The 26,387-nt window shown below is 45.9% G+C and carries 26 protein-coding genes; 2 read left to right on the top strand and 24 right to left on the bottom strand.

Annotated features, from left to right (window positions below; translation table 11 throughout):
• Positions 1–334: 334 nt before the first annotated feature.
• From H528_RS0108640 to cas2 (H528_RS0108525), 20 genes are all read right to left on the bottom strand, one after another.
• Positions 335–2,038, bottom strand: coding sequence for a CRISPR-associated primase-polymerase type A1 (locus H528_RS0108640; protein ID WP_022853922.1), 1,704 nt, complete (start codon positions 2,036–2,038; stop codon positions 335–337).
• Positions 2,035–2,322, bottom strand: a complete 288-nt coding sequence (cas2, locus tag H528_RS0108635) for a CRISPR-associated endonuclease Cas2 (RefSeq protein WP_022853921.1) — start codon at positions 2,320–2,322, stop codon at positions 2,035–2,037. Before cas2 (H528_RS0108635) ends, H528_RS0108640 begins: the two co-directional genes overlap by 4 nt.
• A gap of 18 nt (positions 2,323–2,340) precedes the next feature.
• On the bottom strand, positions 2,341–3,582 hold the full coding sequence (locus tag H528_RS0108630; protein WP_022853920.1) for a TIGR02710 family CRISPR-associated CARF protein: 1,242 nt from the start codon (positions 3,580–3,582) through the stop codon (positions 2,341–2,343).
• 180 nt (positions 3,583–3,762) lie between these two features.
• Complete coding sequence (locus H528_RS0108620; RefSeq protein WP_022853918.1) at positions 3,763–4,155, bottom strand: nucleotidyltransferase substrate binding protein; 393 nt, start codon at positions 4,153–4,155, stop codon at positions 3,763–3,765.
• On the bottom strand, positions 4,103–4,438 hold the full coding sequence (locus H528_RS13270; RefSeq protein ID WP_022853917.1) for a nucleotidyltransferase domain-containing protein: 336 nt from the start codon (positions 4,436–4,438) through the stop codon (positions 4,103–4,105). The genes H528_RS0108620 and H528_RS13270 overlap by 53 nt, the downstream gene beginning before the upstream one ends.
• Positions 4,439–4,454: 16 nt before the next feature.
• Positions 4,455–5,672 (bottom strand): ATP-binding protein, encoded by a 1,218-nt coding sequence (locus tag H528_RS0108610; RefSeq protein WP_022853916.1) that lies wholly within the window; start codon positions 5,670–5,672, stop codon positions 4,455–4,457.
• Positions 5,673–5,724: 52 nt separating this feature from the next.
• Positions 5,725–6,618, bottom strand: a complete 894-nt coding sequence (gene cmr6, locus H528_RS14105) for a type III-B CRISPR module RAMP protein Cmr6 (RefSeq protein WP_022853915.1) — start codon at positions 6,616–6,618, stop codon at positions 5,725–5,727.
• The gene (gene cmr5, locus H528_RS0108600; RefSeq protein ID WP_022853914.1) at positions 6,599–7,036 is read right to left on the bottom strand and encodes a type III-B CRISPR module-associated protein Cmr5; all 438 of its coding nucleotides are present in this window, start codon (positions 7,034–7,036) and stop codon (positions 6,599–6,601) included. Before cmr5 ends, cmr6 begins: the two co-directional genes overlap by 20 nt.
• Positions 7,033–7,923, bottom strand: a complete 891-nt coding sequence (cmr4, locus tag H528_RS13260) for a type III-B CRISPR module RAMP protein Cmr4 (RefSeq protein ID WP_022853913.1) — start codon at positions 7,921–7,923, stop codon at positions 7,033–7,035. Before cmr4 ends, cmr5 begins: the two co-directional genes overlap by 4 nt.
• Positions 7,924–8,230: 307 nt before the next feature.
• Positions 8,231–9,175 (bottom strand): ADP-ribosylglycohydrolase family protein, encoded by a 945-nt coding sequence (locus H528_RS0108590; protein ID WP_022853912.1) that lies wholly within the window; start codon positions 9,173–9,175, stop codon positions 8,231–8,233.
• A gap of 148 nt (positions 9,176–9,323) precedes the next feature.
• The gene (locus H528_RS0108580) at positions 9,324–9,953 is read right to left on the bottom strand and encodes a hypothetical protein (protein ID WP_022853910.1); all 630 of its coding nucleotides are present in this window, start codon (positions 9,951–9,953) and stop codon (positions 9,324–9,326) included.
• Positions 9,911–10,309, bottom strand: coding sequence for a hypothetical protein (locus H528_RS0108575; protein ID WP_022853909.1), 399 nt, complete (start codon positions 10,307–10,309; stop codon positions 9,911–9,913). Before H528_RS0108575 ends, H528_RS0108580 begins: the two co-directional genes overlap by 43 nt.
• A gap of 197 nt (positions 10,310–10,506) precedes the next feature.
• The gene (locus H528_RS0108570) at positions 10,507–12,204 is read right to left on the bottom strand and encodes an ATP-dependent nuclease (RefSeq protein ID WP_022853908.1); all 1,698 of its coding nucleotides are present in this window, start codon (positions 12,202–12,204) and stop codon (positions 10,507–10,509) included.
• A 141-nt stretch (positions 12,205–12,345) separates the two neighbouring features.
• Entirely contained in the window at positions 12,346–12,987 is a 642-nt protein-coding gene (locus tag H528_RS0108565; protein ID WP_022853907.1) for a hypothetical protein, read from the bottom strand.
• A 507-nt stretch (positions 12,988–13,494) separates the two neighbouring features.
• Positions 13,495–14,124: a hypothetical protein gene (locus H528_RS0108560; protein WP_022853906.1), complete on the bottom strand. Its 630-nt coding sequence runs from the start codon at positions 14,122–14,124 to the stop codon at positions 13,495–13,497.
• A 10-nt stretch (positions 14,125–14,134) separates the two neighbouring features.
• Positions 14,135–14,392, bottom strand: a complete 258-nt coding sequence (locus H528_RS0108555) for a hypothetical protein (RefSeq protein WP_022853905.1) — start codon at positions 14,390–14,392, stop codon at positions 14,135–14,137.
• Positions 14,393–14,425: 33 nt separating this feature from the next.
• On the bottom strand, positions 14,426–15,175 hold the full coding sequence (locus H528_RS0108550) for a type III-B CRISPR module-associated Cmr3 family protein (protein WP_022853904.1): 750 nt from the start codon (positions 15,173–15,175) through the stop codon (positions 14,426–14,428).
• Between the two features lie 2 nt (positions 15,176–15,177).
• Positions 15,178–17,988 carry a type III-B CRISPR-associated protein Cas10/Cmr2 gene (gene cas10, locus H528_RS0108545; protein ID WP_022853903.1) on the bottom strand — a complete coding sequence of 937 codons (2,811 nt, stop codon included), beginning with the start codon at positions 17,986–17,988 and terminating at the stop codon, positions 15,178–15,180.
• 302 nt (positions 17,989–18,290) lie between these two features.
• Entirely contained in the window at positions 18,291–19,151 is an 861-nt protein-coding gene (gene cmr1 / locus H528_RS0108535) for a type III-B CRISPR module RAMP protein Cmr1 (RefSeq protein ID WP_084677691.1), read from the bottom strand.
• Between the two features lie 488 nt (positions 19,152–19,639).
• Positions 19,640–19,930 carry a CRISPR-associated endonuclease Cas2 gene (gene cas2 / locus H528_RS0108525; protein ID WP_022853900.1) on the bottom strand — a complete coding sequence of 97 codons (291 nt, stop codon included), beginning with the start codon at positions 19,928–19,930 and terminating at the stop codon, positions 19,640–19,642.
• 51 nt (positions 19,931–19,981) lie between these two features.
• On the opposite strand from cas2 (H528_RS0108525), the gene cas6 reads away from it, so the two are divergent.
• Positions 19,982–20,899 carry a CRISPR system precrRNA processing endoribonuclease RAMP protein Cas6 gene (cas6, locus tag H528_RS13255; protein ID WP_022853899.1) on the top strand — a complete coding sequence of 306 codons (918 nt, stop codon included), beginning with the start codon at positions 19,982–19,984 and terminating at the stop codon, positions 20,897–20,899.
• A gap of 2 nt (positions 20,900–20,901) precedes the next feature.
• Here cas6 and metG read toward each other — a convergent pair whose 3' ends face one another.
• The 4 genes from metG to rsmB all read right to left on the bottom strand — a co-directional run bounded on the left by metG (position 20,902) and on the right by rsmB (position 25,892).
• The gene (gene metG, locus H528_RS0108515; RefSeq protein ID WP_022853898.1) at positions 20,902–22,800 is read right to left on the bottom strand and encodes a methionine--tRNA ligase; all 1,899 of its coding nucleotides are present in this window, start codon (positions 22,798–22,800) and stop codon (positions 20,902–20,904) included.
• Between the two features lies 1 nt (position 22,801).
• On the bottom strand, positions 22,802–23,752 hold the full coding sequence (locus H528_RS13250; RefSeq protein ID WP_022853897.1) for a PSP1 domain-containing protein: 951 nt from the start codon (positions 23,750–23,752) through the stop codon (positions 22,802–22,804).
• A gap of 149 nt (positions 23,753–23,901) precedes the next feature.
• Positions 23,902–24,519 carry a phosphoribosylanthranilate isomerase gene (locus H528_RS0108505; protein WP_022853896.1) on the bottom strand — a complete coding sequence of 206 codons (618 nt, stop codon included), beginning with the start codon at positions 24,517–24,519 and terminating at the stop codon, positions 23,902–23,904.
• Positions 24,516–25,892, bottom strand: coding sequence for a 16S rRNA (cytosine(967)-C(5))-methyltransferase RsmB (rsmB, locus tag H528_RS0108500; RefSeq protein ID WP_022853895.1), 1,377 nt, complete (start codon positions 25,890–25,892; stop codon positions 24,516–24,518). Before rsmB ends, H528_RS0108505 begins: the two co-directional genes overlap by 4 nt.
• Before the next feature lie 52 nt (positions 25,893–25,944).
• On the opposite strand from rsmB, the gene H528_RS0108495 reads away from it, so the two are divergent.
• Positions 25,945–26,379, top strand: coding sequence for an acyl-CoA thioesterase (locus tag H528_RS0108495; protein ID WP_022853894.1), 435 nt, complete (start codon positions 25,945–25,947; stop codon positions 26,377–26,379).
• Positions 26,380–26,387: the final 8 nt, after the last annotated feature.

Raw genomic sequence — 26,387 nt, 5'->3', positions numbered from 1 at the left:
GGTGTCTTTGGCGACGTCAACGCCAAGGAAGGAATAGTCTTTCATAGTGATTCCTCCTTTTGGCAATAAGTGTTATAATAGCGATGTTGGTAGGGAGGCCCTTCCCGGTTTAGCCTTGTATACGGACAGTTTCCGCAAAAGGAAACGTCCCGGATACTGTTCAAACATAGGGAAGGACGGCTAGTCTCGCGATCGAACAGTTTGCCATAGGGCAAACGTTCCATGACAAGCCAGCCAGTCCCTCCCTACCAACTTTTCTTCCTGAATTTAATCATCCTTTCTGTTGTTAACCATACAATGACCACGGTGGAGTCCTGGCGAAAGCGGCCCGCCATCACGGCTTCTTTACGGTTAATTCCCCATCTTTCAGTTCTACGTAATAATTTCCGGCGGATAACTTTTTGCCAGTTTTTTGGCTGAGGTAAAGGGTTAGTTCACGTTTGATAAGGGCAATTTTTTCTTCAAGGCGTTCTTTTTCCTGGAGATAAAACACGTAGCGCCGGGCAAGCTCTTTGGGCCCAAGGTGTTCAAGGGTTAAGGGTTCTTCTGGGGGTACAAGACTTGGGGCTACGTGAAGTACCGGCGAGGGGTAGCGTATGTCTTTTTCAAACACACAGTGGCAGCTATAGACCGCAGCCAGGTCAGGGAACCACTCCCGCATCTTGTAGCAACTTATGGGGTTTGGCGGAAGGCCTTTGCGCTGGCGCTCAACCCGGCTGTAAAGATAATCAGGCGTAGGATAAAGCACCTGGTGAAGCAAAGAGCCCTCCTGGTCCAAAAGGCCGATGGTAAGGAAAAGGGCAAGCTTTTCCTCGCGTGTCAATTTGCGACCGGCCTCGGCCTTGCTCACAATCGCCTTTAAAACCGGGCAGGAATCAAAGAGCTTGGCAAGCAGTTTAGGGCGTTCTGGCTCCTGCCAGTTTGGCCCTTTGCCACGACAGATACTTTTAACCTCGTTTGTGCTAATCTCTCTTAGTTTTTTAAAGGAAAGCAAGGGATTCACTACGGGCTCACCCTCGTCATCGATAAGGAGACTTCTTTGCCTGGTGGTGGGATGAACCCCTAAGGGCAGGGGCACGGCTACTTCTTGCCAGTCAAGGCCCCGCGGGGCCGTAAATACCCAGGAGTCATACCGCACGCCACCTTCGGGATAAGGGAGCCTTTCTTCCAGAGCGCGCAAAAATCGCTTTACCGTCAAGAAATGAAGGGGTTCCTTTAAGATAAACCAGAAACGATATCCCCAGGGAGAAAGTCTTTCAAGGACGCAGGGTATTCCCATGGCCCTTAACTTGCGCAGAGCCCTGGTGGCGATATAAAGGCAAAGTTCCTGCTTGGCGCGCAAGAAGTTTTCCTCACGCGCCTGGCGCCTTAGTATCCGTAGCGGGAAAAAAATTTGAAGGCTTGCTACCTTTTGCTTTAGGTCGTGAGAGATAGGGAAAAAGCAAAGGTATCTTTCGCCTTTTAAGTGGGCCCTTAGGAGTTCGTAATCCAGCGGGGCATCGTGGAATTGGAAACGCGCCTGGCCGTAGTCGTTAAGGATAATTTCGGCATAGCCTGGGCGTCCGGTCAAAAACGGGATAAAGGGCTCAAGGTCTCCCTGGCCAAACTCCCGGGGGAAAAGGCGTGGGCCCTTTATCTTGAGGCGGGGCCTGGTTTTTCCGGGGAAAAGCGCCTGGTAGGAACCCTTCTCGCCAAGGGCAAGGTAGATGTTGCCCAGGGCCTTGCGAGTTTCTTCGTCTTCGGGGTCAAGGGCCAGGTATCGACGCAGAAGGCGCCTGGCTGCCTCAAAGTCTCCCAGCTCAAATTGCAAGAGCCCAAGGGCCCTTAGCGCCAAGGGTTCATTGGGAGAGACGGAAAGGGCCTTCTGGTAGCATTCAAGGGCCTGTTGCGGTAAGGCTAGCTCTTCACAAAGTCTTCCCCAGGCCACGTATTCTTCAGGAGTTTGGGCGGAAAGCAGCCTGTGTTTAAGCACTATGTCTCGTGCCCGGGATTCTTCTCCCTGGGCAAGAAGTGTTTCAGCAAGTGCCAAGGGATTCATAAAACTTCTTCTCGCTTACGTTTTAAGAACTTTTTCTCCCGTCCAAGGTGTTCTATTTTGCTTTCACAACGCTCACAAATTACGTAGTAGCGAATGCTGTCTTCCAGAGGGTCAAGAAGGGGCTCAACGGAACGGCGCAGGCTTTCGAGTTGTACCGGTGTTAGAAAGCATTCAAACACACTGTAGAGCACCCGCACACCGTAATCTTCCATGATTTTAGCCACCTTGCGCAGGCGTTTGTCATCGGCGATATCGTAACAGATGAGATAATGCGTGCGTTTCATTTTTGCCCTTGCAGTAAGCTATAGTTGTATGTTAGTTGGTAACTGTATCATTTTAGTTTTGTCTTTTACAGCTTCGAAACCGGCATTAAGAAACGATTCTAAAATTTCTTGCACTTCATTATAAATATTTTCAGTTACCGGATTTTTTCCATGAGCCAGAATAGAATAATTTCTTTTTTTAAGAGCATTTTGTATTGCTTTTTGCTGCTTCATAAAAAGATAGCCCAATGGATCCTCTAAGGCATCTAAAACTTCGTAAGCCCTGGCAAGCCCTAACTGGATTTTACCTTTTTCGTCAGCAAAATTTTTGTATTTTTCTTGAAGTGTCTTGGGTAAGCTATTTAGAGAAATGTTTCCTGTGTCCAGAGTGTATTTTTCTTTTAGTCTGATTTGGGCCATCATTTCCACCGCACGATATAGCCTTGCCACCGCATCATCAAAACGCTTTTGCGTGGCACGTCTTTTGGCATTCATTAGCAAGTCTTTTACCTTGCTATAGCCCTTATTTTCTACGATATTTGCCAGGACCTGTATGTGATTAGGAAAATACCGGGCAAAGGGTTTTAAAAGTTCATAAGCTTTCTGGTGCTCAAATCGATCCCATGATTCAAAGGCCTCCGAAATAGTGCATATTTTCTGAAAAAAGTTTTGTTTCTCTCCGGAAAGGGGTTTGGTAAGAATTTCTTGAGCAAGTTCTACGGCTTCAGCATAATAAAATTTTGCCCATAGATTTTCTATGAGTTTTAACTGATGGTTAGCAAAAACTTCCCACTTGTTGATTAAAACCGGAACATCTCCAGCCCTGACTTTAACCAGGTCAACTCGTGGGCCTTTATTTAACTCAAGGTCCCAGTTTTCTTGGTTCAAAGCAGCCAGCGCAAGGGCCACAGACATGGTCTTGGTGCCCCCTGTGTAATTGGCTATAATCTCAAGTGATTCCCCAGGGAATTTTTTGTTTAGTAATTCTGTTACATTTTTTACTATTTCCTGATAACAACTATCCAGGGTATCTGGGTTGGATAGTTCTATAATGTCATATTGGTCTTCATTTAATGAAGTTCGTGCTACGATTGACCGCCATTTATGGTCTTTGGGGGCCTCTTTTTGAGAGGGCGGTTTGCAGGGTTCTCCAGGGCCATTTACTACCATCGAAGATGTCTGAGAACAGACAAAAATTGTATAATCAGGTTTCCTTGCTTTAATAGCATTTACAAGGGGTTCACAAGACCCTCCAACCGTAAGAATTAAGACTTTTTTCATATAAATCTCCTAACATCTCAAATTTTTTCTATTTGAGACTTTGCAAAAGTGCCAAGATCAGCATTGCAAGCATAACCGCAAGGGATCCGTTCCCATTTTTCGTAGCGAAAAATAGGAACGGATCCCGGAACGGGCCTTAATAAAAGGTATTTTGCAAAGGTCTCTATTTTTATTTGCTTCTCATACCCCATTTACTTCCATTTTTTCTAAAACTTTTTCTAAAACGGGGACATAAACCTTGACGATCCTTTCAAATATTTCTTCGGCCGTTGCTTCATCATAGATATGAGAGCTACGGTTCCGGTCTTCAAGCATGTCTAGAAGAATTTCATCGTCTTCTATAATACCAGCGCGAAAGGCCTCTTTGATGCACTTACGAGGGCTTGCACATTCGATTCCCTGGTAAGCAAGGATGAGTTTCAGGGTTTTCCAGAAAAGTTCAACTGTAAACTCAAAGCGTTGAATTACACCGTCTCGGTCAAGCTCGTCTTTAACTTGAGGAAGAGCCTCTTTTAAACGGTCAAAAGCCTTTTTCAGTCTCTCCAGAGCTAGATAAAGATCGATCTTTTTCATAAATTATTTCTCCCATTTCGGTAACTACTTTTTTGAATTCTGGAGATAATTTGTTCCAGAATAAAAGATCAACGCTATAAATACCAGCTACTTCATCTAACTTTTCTAGGAGTTTTCTTTCTTCACGAAAACTAAGAGGGGGGCATACGAGTACTAAATCAAAGTCAGATCCTTTTCTTGCCTGTCCCTTGGCTCGTGATCCAATAAGAAAGATCTTTTCTGGATCAAGTCTTCTTACCAAAAAGTCACAAATTTCTTTTAGTCTCTTATCAGCGCGGGACATAGCTCCATTAATAACATCACAAGGCCCCTAGCGGTAAGGCGAAGATGTCTCTTTCCAGGGGAAGGGGTCTTTCCACCAGACAGATAAGGGCCCCTGGGCCAAGATTTTTGCTCCTTCTTCTAAGGGCGTAGAGGCCGCGGAGCATGTCTTTTTTCGGGCGCATGGTAAGCTTGGCTTCTACCGGATAAATCTTCCCGCCTTCTTCCAGGAGAAAATCTACTTCTTGCCCTTCTTTGGTCCGCCAGAAATAAATGGCCGGCTCTTTGCCGCGGTGAAAATAGCTTTTTAATATCTCAGATAAGACATAATTTTCAAAAAGGGCTCCGGCCATAGCCCCTTCAAAGGCCACCTCAGGGCTCCGCCAGCCGGCGAGATACGCGGCAAGACCGGTGTCTAAAAAATAGAGTTTTGGCGTTTTTATCTGGCGCTTGCTTAATTTGGCGTAATACGGAGGGAGAAGAAAGACCTGATGCGAAGCTACCAGGATATTGAGCCATTCCTTAGCCGTTGAGACCGAGACCCCGGCATCTCGCGCAAGATCTGAAAAATTTAGTAGCTGGCCGATACGAGCGGCACAAAGGCGCAGGAACTTCTCAAATTCAAGAAGTTTTGAAATGTTAGAGACCAGCCGCACATCTCTTTCGATATAGGTCTGAAGATAAGAAGCGTAAAAGATCTCTAAAGGCGGGTTGGGCGAAAGGGCAAGGGCAGGAAAAGTCCCTCTTACCAGGCGGCCAAATACTTCCAGAGGCTTTAGAGTGATAACAGGGTTATCTAAGGCCTTTTCCGGTAAAAACGGGCCCGGGCGAAACCCACGAAATTCCTCTTCTTGAGAAAGACCAAATAATTTCAGAATACCTACTCGCCCGGCAAGACTTTCGGAAATACCTTTCATCAAGGAAAAATGCTGCGAACCGGTAAGCCAGAATAGCCCAGACCTTTGCTCCCTATCAACGAGTACCTTAATCTTTTCCAGGAGCCCGGGGGCATACTGAATCTCGTCGATGATTACCGGGGGCGGATAGCGCTCTAGAAAAAGATCCGGGTCTTCAAGGGCCAGGGTCCGGGGCCCAAATTCGTCCAATGAAACGTATCTCTCCGGGGCCTTTTCTTTATCTGCCAGGTATTTAAGAAGGGTAGTTTTCCCAACCTGGCGGGCCCCGGTTACTAAGATTACCGGGAAAAAAGTTGAAACCTTTAAGAGCGTCTCTTCTAATACCCGGGGTATAAACATGCGACTAATTTAAGGTGTAAACATAAAATAGTCAACAAATACCGCACTCCCTTTAAGGCTCAAATCTCCCGTGGCCCAAGGCCGTCTTGGCGCCAAAGCCATGCTCGGCTATGGCCGCGGAAAAGGCTTCCTTTACTTTTTGCTGAGTGTCTTGTCCCAGGTCTTCATGCGCCAGTAAAACAAAGCGAAATTCGCTTCCGGGAGCTACGGCCAAGAAGGGAAGGGGGATGGGATGTTGGTCTTCGGTGGGCCCGTGCCTTTCGCCGTAATAGTCAGGATAATGGCAGGTGGTGATTTCTAAGGTGAACTCGGGTGTCTTCACTGGAAGGGCATCAAGAAAAACGACTTGGCCCCTTTGGGCTGGCTTTCCGTGTTTTTCCTCCCTTCCGAAGGGTGCAGAAAGCTCGTCCCAGAAAAGATTATCTTCTTTGGCCCAGTGTTCGAGAAAGTCCGGGTTTTCTTCGGCCCGGGCGATCAAATAGGCCAGACGCAGCACGCCTTTTATGCTTTCCGCCGGGATATAAGGCACGCCGAGTGTCCAGAGGAAAGTAAAGCCACGCTCGGTGGGATGGGCGTTTCCAAGCCCGATCACAAGGGGGCTTTTAAGGGTGTAAGTGTTATCCCATACAGTGTATCCACAGGCCTCAAAGGCCCGGCAGAGCTCGTTTAGCTCCTGGTGTTTTCGCTCAAGCGATCTCTCAAGGATGGGCTTAAGCCTGCGATAGGTATCGAGTACTTCTTGGGCCTCTTTGCGGGCCCTGAATTGATATTCCGGAAATTTTAGGCCTTTTTTAGTTTGCCAGTAAGCGTAAAGGCCTTTGTTGAAGTAAAGCCCAAAGTTTAAGTCCGGGCCTGGGCGTTCAAAAAAAGAGCCAAACTCCCCTGGCAAAGGCCTAAAGGGCCTTGGCTTTTCTCTCTGGTTTCTTTTAGGGCGAGGCCTGGGCATCTTCTCCCTCCACGAACATCTTGCTCATTACCTTTAGCCACTCGAGAAACCTCAAGGCCTCTTCCTGCAGGGCAAGATACTCAAGGGCGCTTTTTTCGGAGATTTTTTCAATGGTGCTGGCGGGGGCTTCAGGATCAAAAGTTAGCATATTTTGTTTGTGGAGCCAGGAGGCCAGGGCTTCAAAGGCCAGCCAGTGCTTGGCCTCTTTGCCGGTCTTTTTATAACGGCCGTTCTTCTGGTCTGCGGCCTTGGCCAGGAGGAAACAAAGGGTGTGGCCTAAGCCGTTTTGCATAATCATGGCCGGAAGCCCGGCCACAAAGCTCGAGAATTCTTTGGTGGATCCTGTACCAAGCGCCTCAATGGCGGCGCGGACCTTTTGGTAGGCAAAGCTGGCCCGCTCCTGACCTTTAGTGATCATGACGCACCTCCTGAAGAAGCCTTAGGGGCTATCCAGGAGACCCTGCAAATACCCTTGCCCAGGGTGAAGTCGCCTCCGACCTGCAGATGAGTGGAAACCGCTCCGGTTACGAGATTGGCCACGTCATTGGCAAAAAGCTTACTTTTTTCGTTCGGTTTGCGCTCATCGGCAAAGAAGGCCAAGAAGTAGAGCAAAGAGTCTGCCGGCAGATATTCCTGATACCTAAGTGAGCCCTCTTTGGCCGTGCCGGTAGCGTCGTCGATAGTTATGTGGGCCTGGACTTCTGTGGCCGTACGCACGAGATAGCCAAATACTTCGTCAGAGACCAGGGCAATCTTTTTCGCCGCAGAGATGTTTTGGTTGAACCACGAAACGTTCTTTTGGGCCGAGTTATTTTCTTTTTTCACCACCATGTCTTCTAAAAGGATTTTTTCCTCTGAAAACTCTCCTTTTAAGGGAATAAAGCCTTCAACTGCCGGAGGGGAAATCTCTTTGGGCCCTTCTTGCCCGAGGAGGGCAAGCTCTTCGGCAAACCGCTTGAGTACCGCTGGGCAGGTAACGTGCACGAAAGGGGCCACGTTTGAGCGCACGGGAAAGAGAAGGATCCTGGCATCGGTAACGGTGACGGCCCCGGCAAAGTGTTCGTCTTCGCCTTGTGGGCCAAAGATGCGGTGGGCAAGGTCTTTATCAAAGCCGTTTTTCTGCCAGGTATTTTCACACCAGTCCCTTATGGCGCCTTTTATGCCTGAGGCCTGGACCATGGGCCAGGCGGTGTGCCGCTCGCGCTGGATAGGAAGGTCCACCGCCTTTAGCGCCTGGCCCGCCCCGACGTGAACCGGAGTTATGGCGTAAAGCAAACAGATCCTTTTTTCCTCTCCCCAGATCATCTTAAATCCTCCTAAAATAGAGAAACTAATTATTGGGAGCACATTTTATCCGACAAAGTGTCATCGCAAGGAGGCCCTCTTATCTGTCATCGCGAGGAGGCCCGTAAGGGCCGACGAAGCGATCTCTTTCCCGAACACAGAGAGGGATCTAGATTGCTTCGCTTCGCTCGCAATGACAATGCTCAAAATGTCATTTGTTTTGTGCTCCTGGTAATAACTTTGGAGATAAATTGACATCTACTAATATTTTCATGCAACTTTTTTATCTTCAGTCTCTACAATTTCAATTTTTTCCGCACGCCGGGCATTATACGCCGTAGATTGCTACATATAATTTTCCTCCCAATCTTATTATATCTTCAACCCTGATAATCTTACTTATCCATTTTTCAGGTAGACCCTCGCAACCATAATATATGCCTGCTAATCCGCCAGTGACAGCTCCCAAGGTATCAGTATCACCGCCAAGATTTACTGCAGTAAGGACAGTATTTGTATAAGAATTATTATTGAGAAAACACCATAGGCTTGCTTCTAATGTATCTATTACATAACCGCTTGATTTGATAGCGTCTTTTGGCAATTCCGATATATCAGATTCTATAATTCTTCTAAAGTGCTGGAACTCTGTGGCATATGGTTGCTTTGAGTAATAATCTGAAACTGTGTTTTTCATTCTTTCGTATGCCATTTTGGGGGTATTACCTTTAAGAAGGTTTATTGCAATTTGAATATAAATTCCACAGGCCATTTGGGCACGTAGATGTCCATGTGTCAAACGAGATACTTGGTGAGTAACTTCAAACTGCTGTTCTCTATCTCTTTTTTCTAAATAAAAGGACAGAGGAAGGATTCTCATAAGCGACCCATTGCCATTACTGAATTCGTCCTTTGGGCCTGCCTCTAAAGGAGGCACTCCATTTTTCAAACGAGAAATAGCAGTGCGAGTTGTACTTCCTACATCAAAGACTTCGCCGTAAGGTGTCCAATAGCCTTCATACAGCCATTTTACAAATCTGTTAGCAATATCTTGAAGATCAAGTCCATTGCAAAGAGATTCGGCTAAACAAAAAGCAAGCGAACTATCGTCAGACCAGGTGCCCGGAGGTTGATTATGAGTACGATAACCAATCATATCAGTTAATGGATTTACTTTTAAACTGTTTCTTGATTCGAATTCTACGGGAACACCGAGCGCATCCCCGATGCATAATCCCAAAAGCCCGCCAATTACCCTGTTTCTTTTATCCATAATAACCCTTCCCACTCTATGGCGTATAACGTTCTGGGGGGTATCTGAAGTGCGAGGCGTAGCCGAGCATTTGGGTGAGCGATAGCGAGCTGCATACACGCTGTTAAGTGACCGTTGTGGAGCGTGTCTTCTTCTTTGGTATAGATCTTTACCATTCTAATCTCCTTTTTTCTGCTTCTTCATCCTCCCGTTTTGCTTCAAGTTCATAATTTTCTGCGATTTTTCTTAATACTGCCGCTGTCCTCGGATATTTAATAGCCCATTTATTCGCATATTTTTGGTATTTCTCTGCCAATTCTCGTTCTTGCTTCCCTCCTTCAAATGGAGATTTAGTAACAACTCCTCTTTTTTTATATATTTCAGTGCTAAAGCCATTTTCTATTTTTTTGCTTTGTATCTCATCAATTATTCTGCACACTTCTTCTGGGGGCCAATTACCATTTTCATCAGGCACTGCGTGGGCTAATACTTGACCAATATGATTATTACAAACTCCCAATCTATCCATATTCCTGCAAAGTTCCCTTGCTTTTTCAATCCATGATTTTAATTTTTGATAGTCTATCTTGCCATTAACATCACTTCCCGGTACGATTCTCCAAGTGTTAAGCAATCGCCAAGCAAGACGTGCTCGCTGTTTTATTAACTCTTGTGGCAAATCCTCTTCTTCATTGTCGCTTTCAACCGCAGGTGCTTGCTCAAGCCATTCTTCTAAATCCCGGGCATCATAAACTCTTACATCTTCCAAAACCGTTCTTTCTTCTTTTTCTCTGCCCATTCATCCTTGCTCGTCCATACCCTTGAAGTAACGAAAATAAATATAGCTTTAGAAGGATTTGGTACTAAAAGGTTTTCTTTCCGTTTCTGGTAATCCTCCTCTGCTTTTGTTCTGACATCTTTTCTTGTGCTAAGCTCCCATAAGGATAAACCTTTTGGTATGTATTCTGTTTCTTCCATAGATTCTAATCTGCCATCCCATCTTGGACAGACTACGCTGTCTCCTGCAGGAAAGGAAATAGATTTAATTTGGTCTATTGTGGCTCGAATTAATCGGCGGATAACCAACGGTAAATATTCTTCAGAATCTCGGCTTGAAGACCAATTTTTTAAATCCATAGCATCAATCCATCTCATATGTAATCCTCTCTAAGCTCCACAACGTTTGGCGAATATGCGAAGCCACCGCTGGTGGTTTGGGTGAGCGGAGCGAACCGCATATTCGCTTGTTATATGACCCGAACGAAGTGAGGGCAAGGAGCGAAGCGACGAAGCGTGGCGGGCGAAGTTCTTTAAAATTCATAGTGTTCATATTAAACCCTCTATTATAATTTTTAATTGATTTTTTTCTCCTGCGATATTTTTCCATTTTTATAATGCCATATTACATTTAGCGGTTTTTTATCTATCCTGTTATCTGGTGGACTTGGAATCCCTAAAAATTCCTCTATATCTTTTTCAAAAAAGTGAATCTTTTTCGTGAAAGAATTTTTCCTATTTTCAATAAATTTATTGATTATCTCGTGAACATTATTATCCTCATCTCTGTCGGCAATAATAGAATGATATATTCCTAACTTTCCGAAAAGATTTATATATCTGTGAATATTAAATTTTCCCATTGCGTCTAAAACATAAATTCTCTTTTCTTTTAGATCATCCCACTCATTTTGAATGAGATAATCAATAAGAGTTTTTTCTGTTGCTCCTTCACATATTAGCACTATGTCTGCAAAGAATGATGAACATCTTTCAGAGTCAAGCCATAATGAATATCTAATTGCTTCTTCTTCCATCCGAATTTCATCATCCGTCTCTCCTAATATCTTTTTAATTCTATTTTTTGTAGGATTATCTACAGTGGGATCTTCTAATTTCTCTCTAAGAATCTGTGCTAATTCATTATTTTCCTTTAATATATTATTTTTTATTTCATCTGATACTTGGAAACATTTTGTGACCCCATTTTCTCTTTTCAACTTTATTAGAGAGGATATTTCCTCTATATTTCTGCTCACAAAAACAGGAGAGTGAGTAGAAACAATAACCTGTTGCCCCACTTCAGAAGCTAGAAATCTTAAACTTGAATTAAGGTATTCTTGCTGAGCTGGATGTAAAAATACTTCAGGCTCTTCAAATAATATTAAAGTAAGTTCCGGTGAAAATTCTTTTTTCTCATAAACTTTTTCTTCCTTATATTGCGCAGAAAGGCGAATCAAAATATATATAAGGTGCCTCTGTAGGCCTTGTCCGTAAAGACCAATATTCATCTCCCTGTTTAAAGTTTTGTCTGTAAAACTATGTGATATCAGATTTTTTATTATGTCCTCTGGTCTCACAGGATTTATATCTAGGTTAAATTCTACGCCCCATTCTTTAAGATTCTCATTGATTTCTTTCCTGAATTTCTCTAAGGAAACACCATCTTTAGATGCTTCTTCTTTAAATTTCCTATTAAATTCTTCAAAGGCATCATTTAACGATTTAAAAGACTCAGAAGTTTTCATAACTTTCTTCATAACAAAAGCAAGTGTATTTCTTAAAGGGGAGGGTCCGGTCAATTTTAGTGTTTCTTCGGTTTTGGTTATTTCTGGAATGTATATTACTGAGCCAAGTTTTGCCTGAGAAATATTTTTAGCTCCATAGAAGAGCTTTGTAGAAAGTGTTCCATTTTCGTATGCATATATATTACTTTGATTAGCCTTGACTCTTTGAGGTTCTTCAGATTTAAGATATTTTCTTACTATTAGGACGTTGCCAGGATTTTTATAAGTTTCTTTTAAGTTTTTAAATTCGTCATCCGTTAATAGATATTTTATTTCAATCCAACTTTCCTTATCCTCTGTCTCAAATTTAGGGAAATCCAGTTTCTCATTGAATTTGATATTATCCTCATAAAAAATACGAAGGGCTGTTATAACATTGCTTTTACCGGAGTTATTAGCACCTACAAATACATTGTAGTCATTTAACTCAAATTCAGCATCTTTTATTGACCTAAAGTTATGTATTTTTATAGATTTTATTTTCATTTTTATTCCTCCTTTAATTTAACTTCGCCCGCCATGTCATATACCGGATTGCGGGTCTCTGAAGTCGCCGAAGGCGATTTGGGTGAGGACTGAAAGCCCGAACCAGATACCCGCCTGTTATACGCTGTTGACGAAGAGGCACTATAACAATCTAAATAATAATCGCCTAAATACATCTCCAACACTCCTTGCTAAGGGATGAGTTATGAAATTAACTATTGTTTGTTCTCTGCTCCTTCTTCTAATAAATCTCTCCAAATTTCTCCACATTTGTTCTTTCCGTTCATTATCGTCACCTATATTTTCACATCCTTCTCGTATAGCAGAGAAAAGTTCCCGAAATTCTCTTGTTAATCTTTCATCCGACCATGAATTGTCTAAAGGATAGACTAATAGCTCTCTTTCATTAATATTGCGGAAGAAAACAATACAAGGAATGTGATTTGGAAAAATTCCGAAAAACTCAGCGATTTCATAAGCTTTTGACCTATCATAAGGTATGACTTCCGTAAAGCCTTCCCAAACCCAAGTTCTAAAAGTAAACTCTTTCCAATATTCTCGTGTTCTAGCTTCTTCTTCCCATGTTCTAGGTGGCTTATCTATAAGAAAAATTAAACATGTATTCCCCGAGAGTTGGTCTAATTCACGAAAATATTCTCTTACATAACGAGCAATATTTCTATCCTCGTTTGTATATAGGAAAAAGGCATAGAGGGTTTTCCATCTATCTTCAAATATCTTCCAATGCTTTCTTATTTCTTCCAAGCTTTTAATAGGATTCATTATATCCCTTCATTTTGTGCTTCGAAGTCAATTGCTATAACTCTTTCATATACGCATTGCGTATATCCTTACAAATTGGAGTTAGATCTGCATTGAGTAGATACTCATTCTGGATGTTCCTTAAGTGACTCATGCAACATATTCCCTATCGAATCCATAGGACTCCTTATCTTACTCAGATTCTTGGTGCTCACTTGAGTATAAGAGACCTTTGCAAAATTGCCGAGATCAGTATTGTAAGCACAACCGCAAGGGATCCGTTCCTATTTTTCGTTCCGAAAAATGGGAACGGATCCTTGAACGTGTCTTAAGAAAAGATGTTTTGCAAAAGTTTCTATAAATCTCTATTGTTTTTGAGCTTTTATGACCTAAGAGAATAAAGAATGCTCCAGTATCTTCCATCGGGATGTCACCTTTTTAGGCTTTAACAGTTTCAATTTTTGCAATTAACTCAGGTTTGTAAGGAAATTTGACAACAATGCTATTGTCGTTTCTCTCAATCTTTATTCAATCGTATATCCCGCCTGCATATCCACAAACACCCATTCTTGGTGAATTAACAACAGGAAGAAGCATCTCCTCTTCACATTTATGTTCTTTGGCACATCTTTCGCAAAGATAACAGTTTTCTTCCGAATCATAAAAGCATTGTGTGCAGATCCACTTTGCTTTCTCACCACAACTGCATGTTATTTTCGGAGGATTATTTCTTGCAAGAATTCTTACCTTCTCTTTTAATGTTCCATTTCTCTCTCCCATAATTTTTAGTCTTAACTTCGTTTGAGAACCAAAGTCATAGAGATGGTAGAATTCCATTCCTATATTCAAAACCGACCCCAGCTTAAAGTTCATATCTTTTTCACCTTCTGGTATTGACACATAATAGACGTCATTTATCACAAATGCACTCAAATGATCGCAGCATTCAAGCCATATATCCCTCAGAAACTTATCAAGGTCTTTAAGCTTAGCGTCAGCCGGAATTTCAATGTGTAGCCAGTATTGCGGATCATAAAATCCAGCAATCCTGATGTGATAAAGCCTTATATATCCGTCATCCTTCAAATGAGTTTTCAGGTGTTTGGTTATCCCCGCTTTGCTGAATGTTTTGTTGCAAATGTAGCATACGCCCTTCATGATTACTCCTTCAAAAAGGTATCAATTCGCAAAGATCTGGGTCTTTTCCGATAAAACACACCGTGCCGGCGGGAAAATACGTCTTAACCGGTTTGTGAAAGCCGCGTCTTAGGTCAAAGCCAGCCACGCGCAGGAGTTTGCCTGAGGCGTAAGGGCTGTTCAGGAGTCCTGCTCCTCTTGCGCGCTGATAGGAAAGGGGCGCAAGGGCAAGGAAGCGCCCTTTGCGTGTGCCCGGAAGACTAACTTTGCTTGCTTTGCGATAGGACACAAGCCTTCCCTCTCCCCCAAGCTGAAAAAAGCCCTAGTCTTCGAGATGCCCAGGGCAAAGACGCTTATCAAGCCCGATAAGAAGTGAGGCCTCGCTAAAGAGCCTTATGTGCCTTGAAGCGTAGAGATGGCCTGTTTTTACCGCCCGCAAAGTATTGTCCCGGGCAATGCCCACGCGCTCTTCGTAAAAGATAATCTTGCCCGCAGGCACGGCCTGGGGCTTTTGCGGATCAAGTGTTTTCGGATCCTCTACCACTTCAAGCTCAAAGGAGCCTTCCTGCTCAAGGGCGCCTTTAGTAAGAAAAAATTTTCCCAGAAGGGGCTCCAGGTTTTCAGGCGGGTTTTTTACCCAGATGGGTCTTGTTGAGATATGCGTTTTTAAAGGGAAGGATTTATCGGTTTCAAGGGGCCTTGCTTCATAAATTTTTAGTCGGAGATTAGTACTTTGATCTGGGTCGTAAAACCAGCTTGCCGGAGCCGGAAAAAGGACTGCTTTATCAATCTTTATAAGCGGTCCGGCTACCCAAAAACCGCTTTTCTTTGGTGTGCCCCAGAGGGGGAGCCATTTTTCGTCAAGGGGTTTGTCTTCTTTAAGGGCCTTTACCCGGGCCGGGTCAATGCCCTTTTGAGTCAGGATGGCGGTACGCAGGGCGCCGATAACGGTCTCTGGTACCGGGGGGAATACGGGCCTTCCAGCTTCGTGGGTTTCGCCGGCCTCCATGGCCTCACCACCGCGGAAAAAGAGAGTGTCAAGGGGCTTTAATTCAAGCCACTGTTCAATCATCTTCACCGCTCCTCTGCTCCCGCAAGGAATCTGGCTATTTCCAGGGCTTCGTAAGCTAGTGGGATTTCTTTTGAGTCCAAACGGCGGTCAGCCAGAAGCACAGCCGCCACCTTCCGGGCCAGCTCCCAGAGATTACCTTTGTCTTTTATCTTTTCGCTTCTGATCTGGCTCTGAATGAGCCTTGCTATTTCTTCTGGCTTATCCCAAAGGGCTTCAAGGCCTTCGGCCAATTCCCGTGGCCGGTAGGCAAAAGAGGCACTTAGCCTCCTTAAGGCAAAGGCTTTTACCAGTTCTGAAAAAGCCTCCCAGGGGTCGATTGCGTGCGGGCCTATTCTTACAAGGTCCTTGAATCCGGCGACAAAGGTGCGGCGCTCACCGGCCCGTCTCTGAAGCTCCAGGGCAAGCGCTGCCCGACCATTGTCTTTGGCAAGCTCAAGCAGGGCGTGTGCCCGCTCAAGGGCCGCGCGAAGCGGCCACTTGTGGTGCACCATGAGAAGCCCCCCTGAAATGGAGATCCCCTCGCCAGGCCCGAGATGCAGGAGTAATTCGTCTTCTGGAGAAAGCTCCTGACCACTTACGATTTCCCTTATGGTTTGGGCCTGCCCTTTTTGGCCAGCAGATTTGCCACGGCGCACAAAGGCCCAGTTGTAGGCCCTGGCGATCTCTAACGCCGCAGCAATTGCTGAGCTCGTTGGAAATACTGCACACACGTCGTCGCCCCCGGCATAGATAAGGCATCCCCTATGGCGAGAGACGATCTCGGGCACGGTGTGCAGGGCGAAATCCGAAAGGGCCTTGGAGATGGCCGCGTGCACCGCCGGCGAAAGGCTGCGTTTCTCTTCCAGATAATCCTTCCAGAAACAGGGCCAGAACTTTTCTGAAATTTCTCCCTGGTAAATGCGGTTTACAAGTTCGGGATGTATTACATCCCGCCACCTGGCCTCAAAACCCCCGGCAAGGAGTCTGCCCATGTGGTCGCCGTCCATCACCAGAATGGCGTAGTAGAAGTGTTGACTCTTAATGTGCTTTTCCTGAGGGAGCTTTTTAATGATGCCTTCTATTTGGGCAAACTTTTCCCCTTTAAGCTCGCAAATTTCAGGCCTCGTGTCTTTGTCTTTTGACAAACTTTCGTCTTTTTGGTGCCAGAATTCCGCAACGTCTTTGAGTTCAAAGGCGTCAAAGTGCTCTTTTACTTTTTCATACCAGTCTTTAATGGCTATCTCGGTAGTGGAAGGAAACCTTTCCGAATCGGAAAAATAAAGATAAAGGGGATGTTCATTAGAGACAGCCTTCAAGGCCAGGCGCTTAATAAGCCCGATAGCTGAAAGGCGTTCGGTTGCTTTAAACTCGGTCTGGGGAAAGCCAGCCCTTATCTTGCGCCACAGGGGATCTTTGCTTGGGCGGGGGTTTTCATCCGGCTGGTGATCTTCAAAAAGCTCACATTTGGCATGTCCATCTCTTTTGCATTCCACACAGGAAAACCGCAGGGCCTCAAGGTCCGGGTGCAGGTGACACTTTATGCCGGGTTCTTCGGCACGCTTCTCAGAAGGGGTAAGTTTTTCAGCGGCAAGGCCGCGCTGAACCAGGTCGTGCGTCAGGGGATAGAAGAATTTTTCGGCATAGGAAAGATACGGGAGTCGGCATTCCCGGGCCTTTTTAAGCAGATTTTTGAGACTTTCTGAAAGGGATAGCGGGAATATTTCCTGGTAGGCATCCAAAGTTTTTTCATCTATCAAGGGTGCCGCTGCCCAATGATATTCCCAGAATCGGCCCACCTGGCGGGTAAAAATCTTTTCCAGGGCCGAAAGGCACTTTGCAGGCACTTTGCTAAAGTTGCATTTTCTGGCTACCAGGTCTTTTACCGCATTGGCCAGGGCCTTCCAGGCGCGGTTGGTACGCTCTTTTATATGGTAAAAACATTCTTCCTCAAGCCCAGCAGGACAGAGGAAGATAAACTTGTTGGGCAAAGTGGCGGCCCTTGTTTCGTAATGATAGCGGTCTTTCCAGTGGTAAAACCCACATTCCCGGTCAAGAAAAGATTCAATCAGGGCCTGCCCCAGGGGAGAAGGATAGATGATGTGGTCTGAGCCATAGTGCAAGATTACCGTCTTCATGCCTTCGGCGGCCAGCCAGGAAAGGATGAGCGAGGCCGTCCAGAAGTCGCGAAGCTTGCGTGAGCGGGCAATAAAATCCTGCACAGGCGTAAGGCTAAAGAGCATCAAAGAGGCCTGGCGTCTGGAAGAAAGCCTGTAGCAGGAATAAAGGGCCGAGGTAAGGGCGCAATGCTGCCAGATGGCGTGGTCTGGAAGGCGGGTGTCTGCCGGAAGTACAGGCCATTGCCAGGAAACGCCACAGGTCTTCTCCTGGGCCAGCCGATAAGGGAATACGTGGAGAAAATAGTGAAAAAGCGCAAAAGAGCGCAAAGGCTGGGTGTCAGGGAGCTTTTCTTCGTCCTTGGCTATAAGTTCTAAAATCTCTTCCAGGGTACATTTTTTGGGAAAGCTTTTAAGTTTTAGGGATCTATTTTGGCCAGTGGGGTGGGTGATTACGGGATTTTGGCAAAAATCAATGTCACCCTGGTCTTCTTTTCTGGGCAAAAAAGTGCGGTCAAGCCCTGAGGCCACCTGATCTGCCCGCAAGACCAGATCATCGTCGGCAGAGACAAAAAGCTTATCTCTCAAGGTTTTGGCCCGACTTTCGTGCCCCCGTATGTCCAGGGCTTTGTCTGGCGGGTCGTGGAGAAAGGCCGCAAGCTTTTCGCGCCAGTAGGTCTCATCGCCTCTAAAAGTTTGGGGAATCTTACAGGCAGTCATTTATGCTTGCCCTTTGCATGGCCTGGTCCAGGCGCTCGTGCACCTTTTGCCAGAGTTCTATCTGTTGTTTTTTAGATAACCACATAGTTTTTTTGTTGGACTTTAAGTAATGATCCGGATCTAAATAATACGGAAGGTGTAAAACCAGAACTTTGTAAGTATCAGAATCGTGTCTGACAGTAAAACGCAGGGGCGAGGCCAAACGAGCTTTTGGAACATATTTATTCTTTTTATGGTTCCACGCACCCCAGCCGGCGTTTACCGCAGGATGATTAGTCAAAGGAAAACCTAAAAGATGCCTTTCAGCGATGTCGTGCGTCCCATCTGGATCTAATTTTGTTTTTTTTAGACCAATTATATCCTTCAGGCACGTAACTTGTGCGAAGATAAATATAAACTTCGGCAAGGAATTTCATAGCTTTTTCCCAGGATTTAAAACCCTCCCTTTTCCACAAAAGTAGCTTGCTGTTATCTCCTTTGGCAGGGGTATGAGGATAAGATTTATCAAAACAATCTTTCCAATAAGGAAGGTCTTCTAGCAATCTTTCGCTAAAATTTTCATCCAAATGGTAACAACCTTCCATCCCTTCCACCTGAAAACTTCCCCACCCGTTGCGTGAGCGGGCACCTGCGGCCCCGAAGGCCCGAAAGTAAAGAAGGGCTGTTTTAAAGAGTTCTGCCTCCCGGCCATCTTCTAAAAGAGAGACCGGGACAGTGAGCTTGAGGACAAAGGTGGCACCAGGAGCAAGGTAAGAGCGGGTGTAGCGGGGGGATCGAAGCTTTTTGTCCCAAGTTACGGGGCCGTAACCCAGATAAAGAAGAGGATTTACGGAGCGGCCAACTTCAGGATGAAAGATATTTTTTACCCCGGGTAACTTTTCGTCTTCTACGACCTTGGGATTTCCCTCAACCCAAATCTTTACCAGACTCCTGCGGGCCTTCTCTCCTCCACCGCCAAATATTTCAGATTCAGCCTTGAGCAAATCTTTGGGCGACTTATAAGTAAGGCCTGCGGCCACTCGCCACCAGTAGCGCAAAAGACCTTTAAAAGGGGCTGCCCGAAGAGAGGCTTGCTGATAAGCATCTCCCAGGAACATGGGCGTTAGGATGCGGCACCTGAGTTCGATGCTGGTTGGTTTTATTAAGTGGGAAAAAGACATCATAAATTGGATATCCTTATTACTTAAGACAATCCTCTTATAGAATAGGTTTAGCTAATGGGTCAATAGTTTGTTTTTTTAGACCATCCGATTTCCGGTTAAGGAATGGTAGTGAAAGTGACTTGTACTGGTAGGGGCACGGCATGGCGTGCCCCTACCAGTAATGGGAGCATGTTTTATCCGACAATGTGTCATCGCAAGGAGGCTCTCCCTTATCTGTCATCGCGAGGAGGCCCGTAAGGGCCGACGAAGCGATCTCTTTCCCGAACACAGAGAGGGATCTAGATTGCTTCGCTCACTGCGTTCGCTCGCAATGACTGACAAAAATAGTGCTTTCGATATCCATTCAATCCAAACCTCTAAAACCTCTAGAACCTCTAGAACCTCTAGAACCTCTAGAACCTCTACAAACTCTTCTACCTGATATTGCTTTACTTCGCTTGCAATGACATTGTTCAATTGTCGCCTGTTTTACGCTCCTAATAACGTTCCTAAAGAATAACTTCTTCTTCAGGACTATCGGGCAGTTCGCCCCAGCCGTGGGAGAAGGCCTGTTTACGGCAGGCCTCACATAAGCGATAAAATCGCACCCGGTCTTCCCTTGGTTTGATAAGCTCTTTAAGGCCAGCTTTCACCTGCTGATATTCTTTTTCGGTTAGCCAGCACTCAAAGACACTTTTTTGTTTCCACTGGCCGTAATCTTCCAGAAATTCGAAGACGCGGCGCAGACGCTTTTCGTCAGAGATGTCGTAAGAGATAATGAAGAAGAGCTTTTTGGCCATCCGTAAAAATTTATTGCGTTTTTAAATGGTTTTAGTTTAAAAAGGGCGGTGATGTCAAAAATTTTTCTGCCTTTAATAAGGGTCTGGTTTTCCCTGAGAGTAGAAGAGCCGCTTGTTTTTCCACGCAAGCCTTTTTCTCCCTTAAGGGGTGTGCTTGGCGCCCAGCTCAAACGCATCTCTTGTGTGGCAAGGCAATTTGAGACGTGCGCGCCATGCCCCTTAAACCAGCATTGTGCCTATGGTTATATCTTTGAAACCCCCCGGCCTGAAGATGCCGAAAGACTCAGGCTTTATCCTTACGTACCCCATCCCTTTGCTTTAACTCCTGTTTTGCCTTTAAAAGGAAATACCTTTGAACTTGGGCTTACCCTGGTGGGGCGTGGCATCCAGTATTTCCCGCATTTTGTGCTGGCCCTTTCGGCAGCAGGCGATAAGGGCCTTGGGCGCAGGCGGGCCCGGTTTCAAATCGCAGATATAAAAGACCACTTTGGCCACGAGAGCCTTTACCAAAAAGGACAGCTAAAACCCCCTACCATGAAAGAAGAAATCCATGAGGAAGGAGCCTCGCAAATAAAAATCAGGTTTTTGACCCCAACCAGCTTGCGTTTTGAAGGTCACTTGGTGCCGCCCAAAAATTTTGCCTTTCACATACTGGTGCGGAACCTTTTGCGCAGGGTCTCGGCCCTTTCTTATTTTCACGCCGAAAAGGAACTTAATCTTCCCTTTAAAGAGCTCATTGAAAGGGCTCAGGGGGTAAAAACCGTGGCAAAGCGCCTTTTTCCGCAGGAGATCATTCGCTACTCGGCCCGTAAAGAGACCACCATGCCCTTAAGGGGCTTTGTGGGAGAGGCCCTCTTTGAGGGCGAGCTTTCGCCCTTTATGCCCCTTTTGCGCCTGGGCGAGCTGGTTCACGTGGGCAAAAACACAAGCTTTGGCTTCGGGGCCTACCGCCTAGAAGAAATGAGCTGAGCTTAGCTCACCTTGCTCCCACAGGGGACGTCTTTTTCAGGAACAATCACCGCCAGTCCTTGTTCGCCTTTGGCCGCAAGGACCATCCCCTGGGAAGTAATGCCTCGGATCTTGGCAGGCTTTAAGTTTGCCACCAGGATGACTTTTTTCCCGATAAGGCTTTTGGGTTCATAATATTCGGCAATGCCCGCTATCACGGTTCTTTCTTCAGGGCACTTGACTTTGAGCTTTAAAAGTCGGTCTGTTCCAGGGACTTTTTCTGCTTCGATGATTTCAGCCACGCGTAGGTCAAGCTTCTGGAATTCTTCAAATGAAATGAGGTTTTCTTCACTCACTTTGGGCTCCTTTTGGTCTTGTTTGTCTTTGGGTTTTTCCTGAGGGGTTTCTTCTATCCGGGGGAAAATAGCCTTGCCGCGTTTTGTTTTTTGCCCTATGGGTAGGGATTCAAATTTGCTTAGGAATTCTCCTTTCAAATACTTGCCAGGCTCGAGACCAAGGCTTATTAAAACTTTTTCAGAAGATGTTGGCATGACTGGCCAAAGGGCTGTGGCGCAAAGGCGCAAAACTTCCAGGAGATGATAAAGCACGGTTGCCGCGCGTTCGGTTTTATTTTCTTTCATCAAGGTCCAGGGGGCCTGGTAATCAACGTAGCGGTTAGCCTCACGGATCAGTTCCCAAAGCGCAGAAAGCCCCCGATGGAACTGGAACTTTTCCATTTCTTCCAGATAGGTAGCACAGGCCTTTTGGCTAAGCTCTCTAAGTTTTTGATCGTCTGGCTCAAGGCTTGCACACTCAGGGACTTGGCCGCGGAAATATTTTTTGACCATGGTAAGGGTGCGGTGAACAAGGTTGCCGAGGTCGTTGGCCAAGTCTGCGTTTGTCCGGGTGCGCAGGGCCTCTTCGCTGAAGTTGGCATCAATGCCAAAGGCCATCTCCCGGAGTAAAAAGTAGCGGACCTGGTCAACTCCGTACTTGGCGGCAAGGTCTTTGGGGCGCACGATGTTCCCCAGGGATTTGGACATTTTAGTGTCGTCGATGTTCCAGTAGCCATGAACGTGAAGGCTGCGATAAGGCGGCACCCCAAGGGCCTTTAGCATAATGGGCCAGTAAACCGCATGGGGCTTAAGAATATCCTTGGCAATAACGTGGTGGGCAGGCCAGAACTTCTGCCACGAGGCACCTTCAGGGAAACCAATGCCTGAGAGATAATTAAGCAGGGCATCAAACCAGACATAAGTTACGAAATTTTTGTCAAAAGGAAGCTCTATGCCCCAGGTTAGCCTGCTTTTAGGGCGTGAGATGCAAAGGTCTTCTAAGTCTTCTTTGAGGAAAGATAAAATTTCATTCCTGTAGCGGGAAGGGGTAATGAATACCGGGTTTTTCTTTATGTGGTCAATAAGCCAGTCCTGATACTTAGAAAGCTTGAAAAAGTAATTAGCCTCTTTAAGCGGGGTAGGGGGGGTTTTGTGGTCCGGGCAAAGCCCGTCTTCTAGTTCTTTTTGGGTAAGAAAACGCTCGCATCCAAAGCAATAAAGCCCTTCGTACTCGGCGTAATAAATGTCGCCTTGTTCGTAGATTTTTTGAAGGGCAAGTTGCACTACGCGCTTGTGTTCAGGCTCAGTGGTGCGGATAAACCTATCGTAGGAGATGTTAAAAAGGGCCCAGGTTTCTTTGAAAAGGCTGCTTATGTGGTCAACGTATTCTTGAGGGGTAAGGCCTTTTTTTTCGGCGGCTTTTACGATTTTGTCGCCGTGTTCGTCGGTTCCGGTGAGGAAAAAGACTTCTTCCCCAAGGAGGCGTTTTAGCCTTGCCACAACATCTGCCACAATGGTGGTGTAGGCATGCCCAAGGTGGGGCTCGGCATTCACGTAGTAGATGGGAGTGGTGATGTAAAACGCCATTTTAAAGCTCCTTTCGAAAGTCTTCTACTGGAATTTCTACTTCTTCGCCTTCAGCAGTTTCAATGGTTACGGACTCACGAAAAATGTTATAGCGCACTACGCGGCCCTGAATCTCTGAAAGAGATACTTTTTTGCCAATCTTGGGAAGGCTTGCCGAAAGTTCTGCGTAAACATTGTGTTCAAATAGAAGACAGCAAAGAAGCCTTCCGCAAATGCCAGAGATTTTTACCGGGTCAAGGGGAAGGCTTTGTTCTTTGGCAATTTTTATAGAAACAGGATCAAACTTGCGCAAGAAAGTGGCGCAGCAGATTTCTCGCCCGCAGCAGCCAATGCCGCCTATCATGCCGGCTTCGTGGCGCACGCCTATCTGGCGCATTTCAATACGAGTTCGTAAGGCTCGTACCAGGTCTTTTACCAGTTGGCGAAAATCAATGCGGCCGTCAGCGGTGTAGTAAAAAATCACTTTGCTCCTGTCAAAAAGGCGTTCCACGCGCACAAGCTTCATCTCAAGCCCTTGCTCCTGGGCAAGTTGTTCGCAAATGCTCCAGGCCTTTTCTTCAAACTCAAGGTTTTCCTGGTGCCGGGTTATTTCTTTCGGGGTGGCAAGGCGTTTTACCTTGGGAAGGGCCTCTAAAGCTTCGCGCGAAAGCGGAAAAGAAACCGGTGCTGAGACCACCTGGGCTATCTCTGTCTGCTCGGGGAATTCAACGATTACCAGGTCTCCGGGTTTTAGGTCTTTTCCCTCAACTACGGCGTGAAATCCGGAATACCCTTCGCGAAAGACAAGCTCTACCACTTCTGGGGAGCCTTGCCTTTGTGTTTCTGGCTTTTTAGCGGGTTTTTCTTTTTTCTTGGGTTGTTCGCTAAAATTTTTCTTATTTTCTTTGCGATTATTGTTCTTTTGAGTTTTTTTTTGTTTTTTTTCTTTATTTTTTTTATGACTACGGCCCATATTTTCACCTTTTTAGCCTTATTTGGTTGCCTGCTTGTTTTATCTCTTCAATCCCCGTGGTTACCATTATGTTTTTCCGGTGTAAAGCAGCGTTAAGGATTGCGCTTATGAATTTATTGCTAACCAGTAAAAAGGCAAGCCTTAAGTTTTTAGCGAAAAATTTTGCGGAAAAGTTCTTTCATAAGAAAGTGGTCTTTTACCCCCGGGGAAGCTTCAATGCCAGAGCTTACGTCAAGGGCATAGGGTGCGGCTTGTTCTCTTGCCTGACTTATGTTTTCCGGGTTTAGGCCTCCTGCCAGGATAATAGGCAGACCAAATTTTTGGGCTTCTTTGGCTAGTTCCCAGTTAAATGCCTTTCCCGTACCCCCTGGAAGGCCCTTTACATAGGTATCAAGCAAAATAGCAGAAACTTTTCCCTGGTAAGGTGGAATTTTCAAAAGGTCGCTTTCGTCTTTAACTCTGATGGCCTTTATTACGTGGGGAAAAAACTCTTCGCAAACTTCCGGGGATTCTTCTCCGTGGAGTTGAACATAATCAAGGCCAACAAGATCTTTTATTTCTTTTATTTTTTCCTGGCTCTCGTTTACAAAGACCCCTACAGTGCTTACAAAGGGCGGAAGCTTTAAGCGGATAGCACGTGCTGCTTCAGGCAAAAGGTAACGAGGGCTTTTTTCGTAGAAAATAAAACCTATGGCGCTTGCTCCGAGTTCAGCTGCCAAAAGGGCGTCTTCAAGTCTGGTTATACCGCAGATTTTAATACGTATCATCGGCTTATCCTTCTTTTACGTAAACGGGCGGCGAAAAAGCCGTCAAGCCCGTGGCGATGAGGGTAAGTGCGCATAAAGCCTTCTTCGGTAGTAAGGCTCCTGGCCTCCTTGGGGAGCACGTCTTGTGCTTTTTCAATGATAAAGTCCTGGTGTTTTGCCAGAAAATTTTTGATTACTTCTTCATTTTCTTCAGGCTCAAGGCTGCAGGTGGCATAAACCATTACCCCTCCTTTTTTTAAAAGTGGGGCAAGGGATTCTAAAAGGCTCAGTTGTTTTTCAGGGATACTAACCAGGTCGTCAGGGGTCCTTGCCCATTTGATATCAGGGTGCCTTCTGATAACACCTGTGCCAGTGCAAGGGGCGTCTATCAAGATACGGTCAAAAAAACTACCCCCAAGGGTTTCAATGGCCCTGGTGGCGTCTCCTGTGATTACTTCGATGTTTGTCACTCCAAGCCTTTTGGCATTTTCTTTAAGGCGCTCAAGCCGCCAGGAAAGCACATCCATGGCGTATATGCGACCGGTATTGCGCATAAGCTGGGCGATATGGGTGGTCTTTCCCCCCACCCCTGCGCAGGCGTCTAGAATCCTTTCCCCGGGCATGGGAGAAAGAAGATAACTTACCAGTTGGCTTGCTTCGTCCTGGACCTGAAGCCAGCCAAATTTAAAAGGCTTAAGCGTGGTGATGCGACCCTGAAACCCTTTTAGCTCAATGCCATCGGGGCTAAAGCGGGTAGGTTTGGCCTCGGGTATCTCGGCCTTTAAATAAAGAAGCAGTTGTTCTCTGGTGACCCGCAGGGTATTGGCCCGCACCACAAGTGTTGACCTTTCGTTTCCTGCCTTAAGAAGGGCCTCTGCCTCTTCTTCACCAAAAAGTTTAAGCCAGCGTTCTACAAGCCAGCGAGGATAAGAGTATTTAACAGCAAGGTAAGCAACAGGATCCATTTCACGCGGAGGCAGTTCTATTTCGTTTTTGCGGCGGGCAAGCTCCCGCAACACCGCATTTACAAAGTTTACGATCCATTGGCCCCGCCGCTTTTTGACAATCTTTACGGTTTCTGCCACGGCAGCTTGTACGGGAATGCGGGTGAAAAGAAGCTGATAGGCCCCAAGGCGTAAGGCGTTCCGCACTTCAGGGTCCATTTTTTCAAGTGGTTTTTTGCTTACCCGCGAAAGCACGTAATCGATGAAGGCAAGATGCCGTACCACACCGTTTATAAGCTCACTTACCAACCCCTGGTCCCTTGGGTCAGGGAGCACGCTTTTTTCAAGCACTTCGCTTAGCACTTCGTCAAGAAGGGGTTTTTTAGTCTCCCAGCGGATGAGCACCTTAAGGGCCATAGCCCGGGGGTTTTTTCTTGGTAACTTTGGCATTGCCCTTTAAGCTCCTTGTGTTTCTGAAATCTTGCTGTAGGTTTAAGCCCTGATGAGCGCGGTGGCAAGGGTAAAATATCGCGTAATTTATGGTGATACCGATTGCGGCGGTGTGGTCTATTACGCCAACTACCTGCGCCTTTTTGAGATTGGCCGCACTGAGCTCCTGCGCGCAAAGGGCCTTACTTACCGCGAGATCGAAGAAAAAGAAAATCTCATCCTTCCCGTGGTAGAAGCCCACGTGCGTTATCGCAAACCTCTGCGCTACGATGACCTTGTCCTTATTGAGACTGCACTCACCGAACTAAAGCCCCATAAAGTGCGTTTTGATTACCGACTTTTGGTGGAAGATGTCCTACACGCCACGGGATATACGGTTCACGTTCCGGTAAACAAAGAAGGGCGCCTTCAAAAATTTCCGGAACCTCTATACCATTTTCTCGAAAAGCTTATCCTATCTGAAAAGTCGGTTTATAAAAATGAATGAATCTTCAT

The sequence above is a fragment of the Thermodesulfatator atlanticus DSM 21156 genome (genome assembly GCF_000421585.1).
Taxonomy (GTDB): Bacteria; Desulfobacterota; Thermodesulfobacteria; order Thermodesulfobacteriales; family Thermodesulfatatoraceae; genus Thermodesulfatator; species Thermodesulfatator atlanticus.
Note: the sequence above shows the minus strand (reverse complement) of the source record. Positions and strands in the feature narration are given on the sequence as shown.

Excerpts from the sequence above, each read along its gene's own strand:
- H528_RS0108640 (WP_022853922.1), bottom strand. The coding sequence starts at position 2,038 with ATGAATCCCTTGGCACTTGCTGAAACACTTCTTGCCCAGGGAGAAGAA.
- cas2 (WP_022853921.1), bottom strand. The coding sequence starts at position 2,322 with ATGAAACGCACGCATTATCTCATCTGTTACGATATCGCCGATGACAAA.
- H528_RS0108630 (WP_022853920.1), bottom strand. The coding sequence starts at position 3,582 with ATGAAAAAAGTCTTAATTCTTACGGTTGGAGGGTCTTGTGAACCCCTT.
- H528_RS0108620 (WP_022853918.1), bottom strand. The coding sequence starts at position 4,155 with ATGAAAAAGATCGATCTTTATCTAGCTCTGGAGAGACTGAAAAAGGCT.
- H528_RS13270 (WP_022853917.1), bottom strand. The coding sequence starts at position 4,438 with ATGTCCCGCGCTGATAAGAGACTAAAAGAAATTTGTGACTTTTTGGTA.
- H528_RS0108610 (WP_022853916.1), bottom strand. The coding sequence starts at position 5,672 with ATGTTTATACCCCGGGTATTAGAAGAGACGCTCTTAAAGGTTTCAACT.
- cmr6 (WP_022853915.1), bottom strand. The coding sequence starts at position 6,618 with ATGCCCAGGCCTCGCCCTAAAAGAAACCAGAGAGAAAAGCCAAGGCCC.
- cmr5 (WP_022853914.1), bottom strand. The coding sequence starts at position 7,036 with ATGATCACTAAAGGTCAGGAGCGGGCCAGCTTTGCCTACCAAAAGGTC.
- cmr4 (WP_022853913.1), bottom strand. The coding sequence starts at position 7,923 with ATGATCTGGGGAGAGGAAAAAAGGATCTGTTTGCTTTACGCCATAACT.
- H528_RS0108590 (WP_022853912.1), bottom strand. The coding sequence starts at position 9,175 with ATGGATAAAAGAAACAGGGTAATTGGCGGGCTTTTGGGATTATGCATC.
- H528_RS0108580 (WP_022853910.1), bottom strand. The coding sequence starts at position 9,953 with ATGGGCAGAGAAAAAGAAGAAAGAACGGTTTTGGAAGATGTAAGAGTT.
- H528_RS0108575 (WP_022853909.1), bottom strand. The coding sequence starts at position 10,309 with ATGAGATGGATTGATGCTATGGATTTAAAAAATTGGTCTTCAAGCCGA.
- H528_RS0108570 (WP_022853908.1), bottom strand. The coding sequence starts at position 12,204 with ATGAAAATAAAATCTATAAAAATACATAACTTTAGGTCAATAAAAGAT.
- H528_RS0108565 (WP_022853907.1), bottom strand. The coding sequence starts at position 12,987 with ATGAATCCTATTAAAAGCTTGGAAGAAATAAGAAAGCATTGGAAGATA.
- H528_RS0108560 (WP_022853906.1), bottom strand. The coding sequence starts at position 14,124 with ATGAAGGGCGTATGCTACATTTGCAACAAAACATTCAGCAAAGCGGGG.
- H528_RS0108550 (WP_022853904.1), bottom strand. The coding sequence starts at position 15,175 with ATGATTGAACAGTGGCTTGAATTAAAGCCCCTTGACACTCTCTTTTTC.
- cas10 (WP_022853903.1), bottom strand. The coding sequence starts at position 17,988 with ATGACTGCCTGTAAGATTCCCCAAACTTTTAGAGGCGATGAGACCTAC.
- cmr1 (WP_084677691.1), bottom strand. The coding sequence starts at position 19,151 with ATGATGTCTTTTTCCCACTTAATAAAACCAACCAGCATCGAACTCAGG.
- cas2 (WP_022853900.1), bottom strand. The coding sequence starts at position 19,930 with ATGGCCAAAAAGCTCTTCTTCATTATCTCTTACGACATCTCTGACGAA.
- cas6 (WP_022853899.1), top strand. The coding sequence starts at position 19,982 with ATGTCAAAAATTTTTCTGCCTTTAATAAGGGTCTGGTTTTCCCTGAGA.
- metG (WP_022853898.1), bottom strand. The coding sequence starts at position 22,800 with ATGGCGTTTTACATCACCACTCCCATCTACTACGTGAATGCCGAGCCC.
- H528_RS13250 (WP_022853897.1), bottom strand. The coding sequence starts at position 23,752 with ATGGGCCGTAGTCATAAAAAAAATAAAGAAAAAAAACAAAAAAAAACT.
- H528_RS0108505 (WP_022853896.1), bottom strand. The coding sequence starts at position 24,519 with ATGATACGTATTAAAATCTGCGGTATAACCAGACTTGAAGACGCCCTT.
- rsmB (WP_022853895.1), bottom strand. The coding sequence starts at position 25,892 with ATGCCAAAGTTACCAAGAAAAAACCCCCGGGCTATGGCCCTTAAGGTG.
- H528_RS0108495 (WP_022853894.1), top strand. The coding sequence starts at position 25,945 with ATGAGCGCGGTGGCAAGGGTAAAATATCGCGTAATTTATGGTGATACC.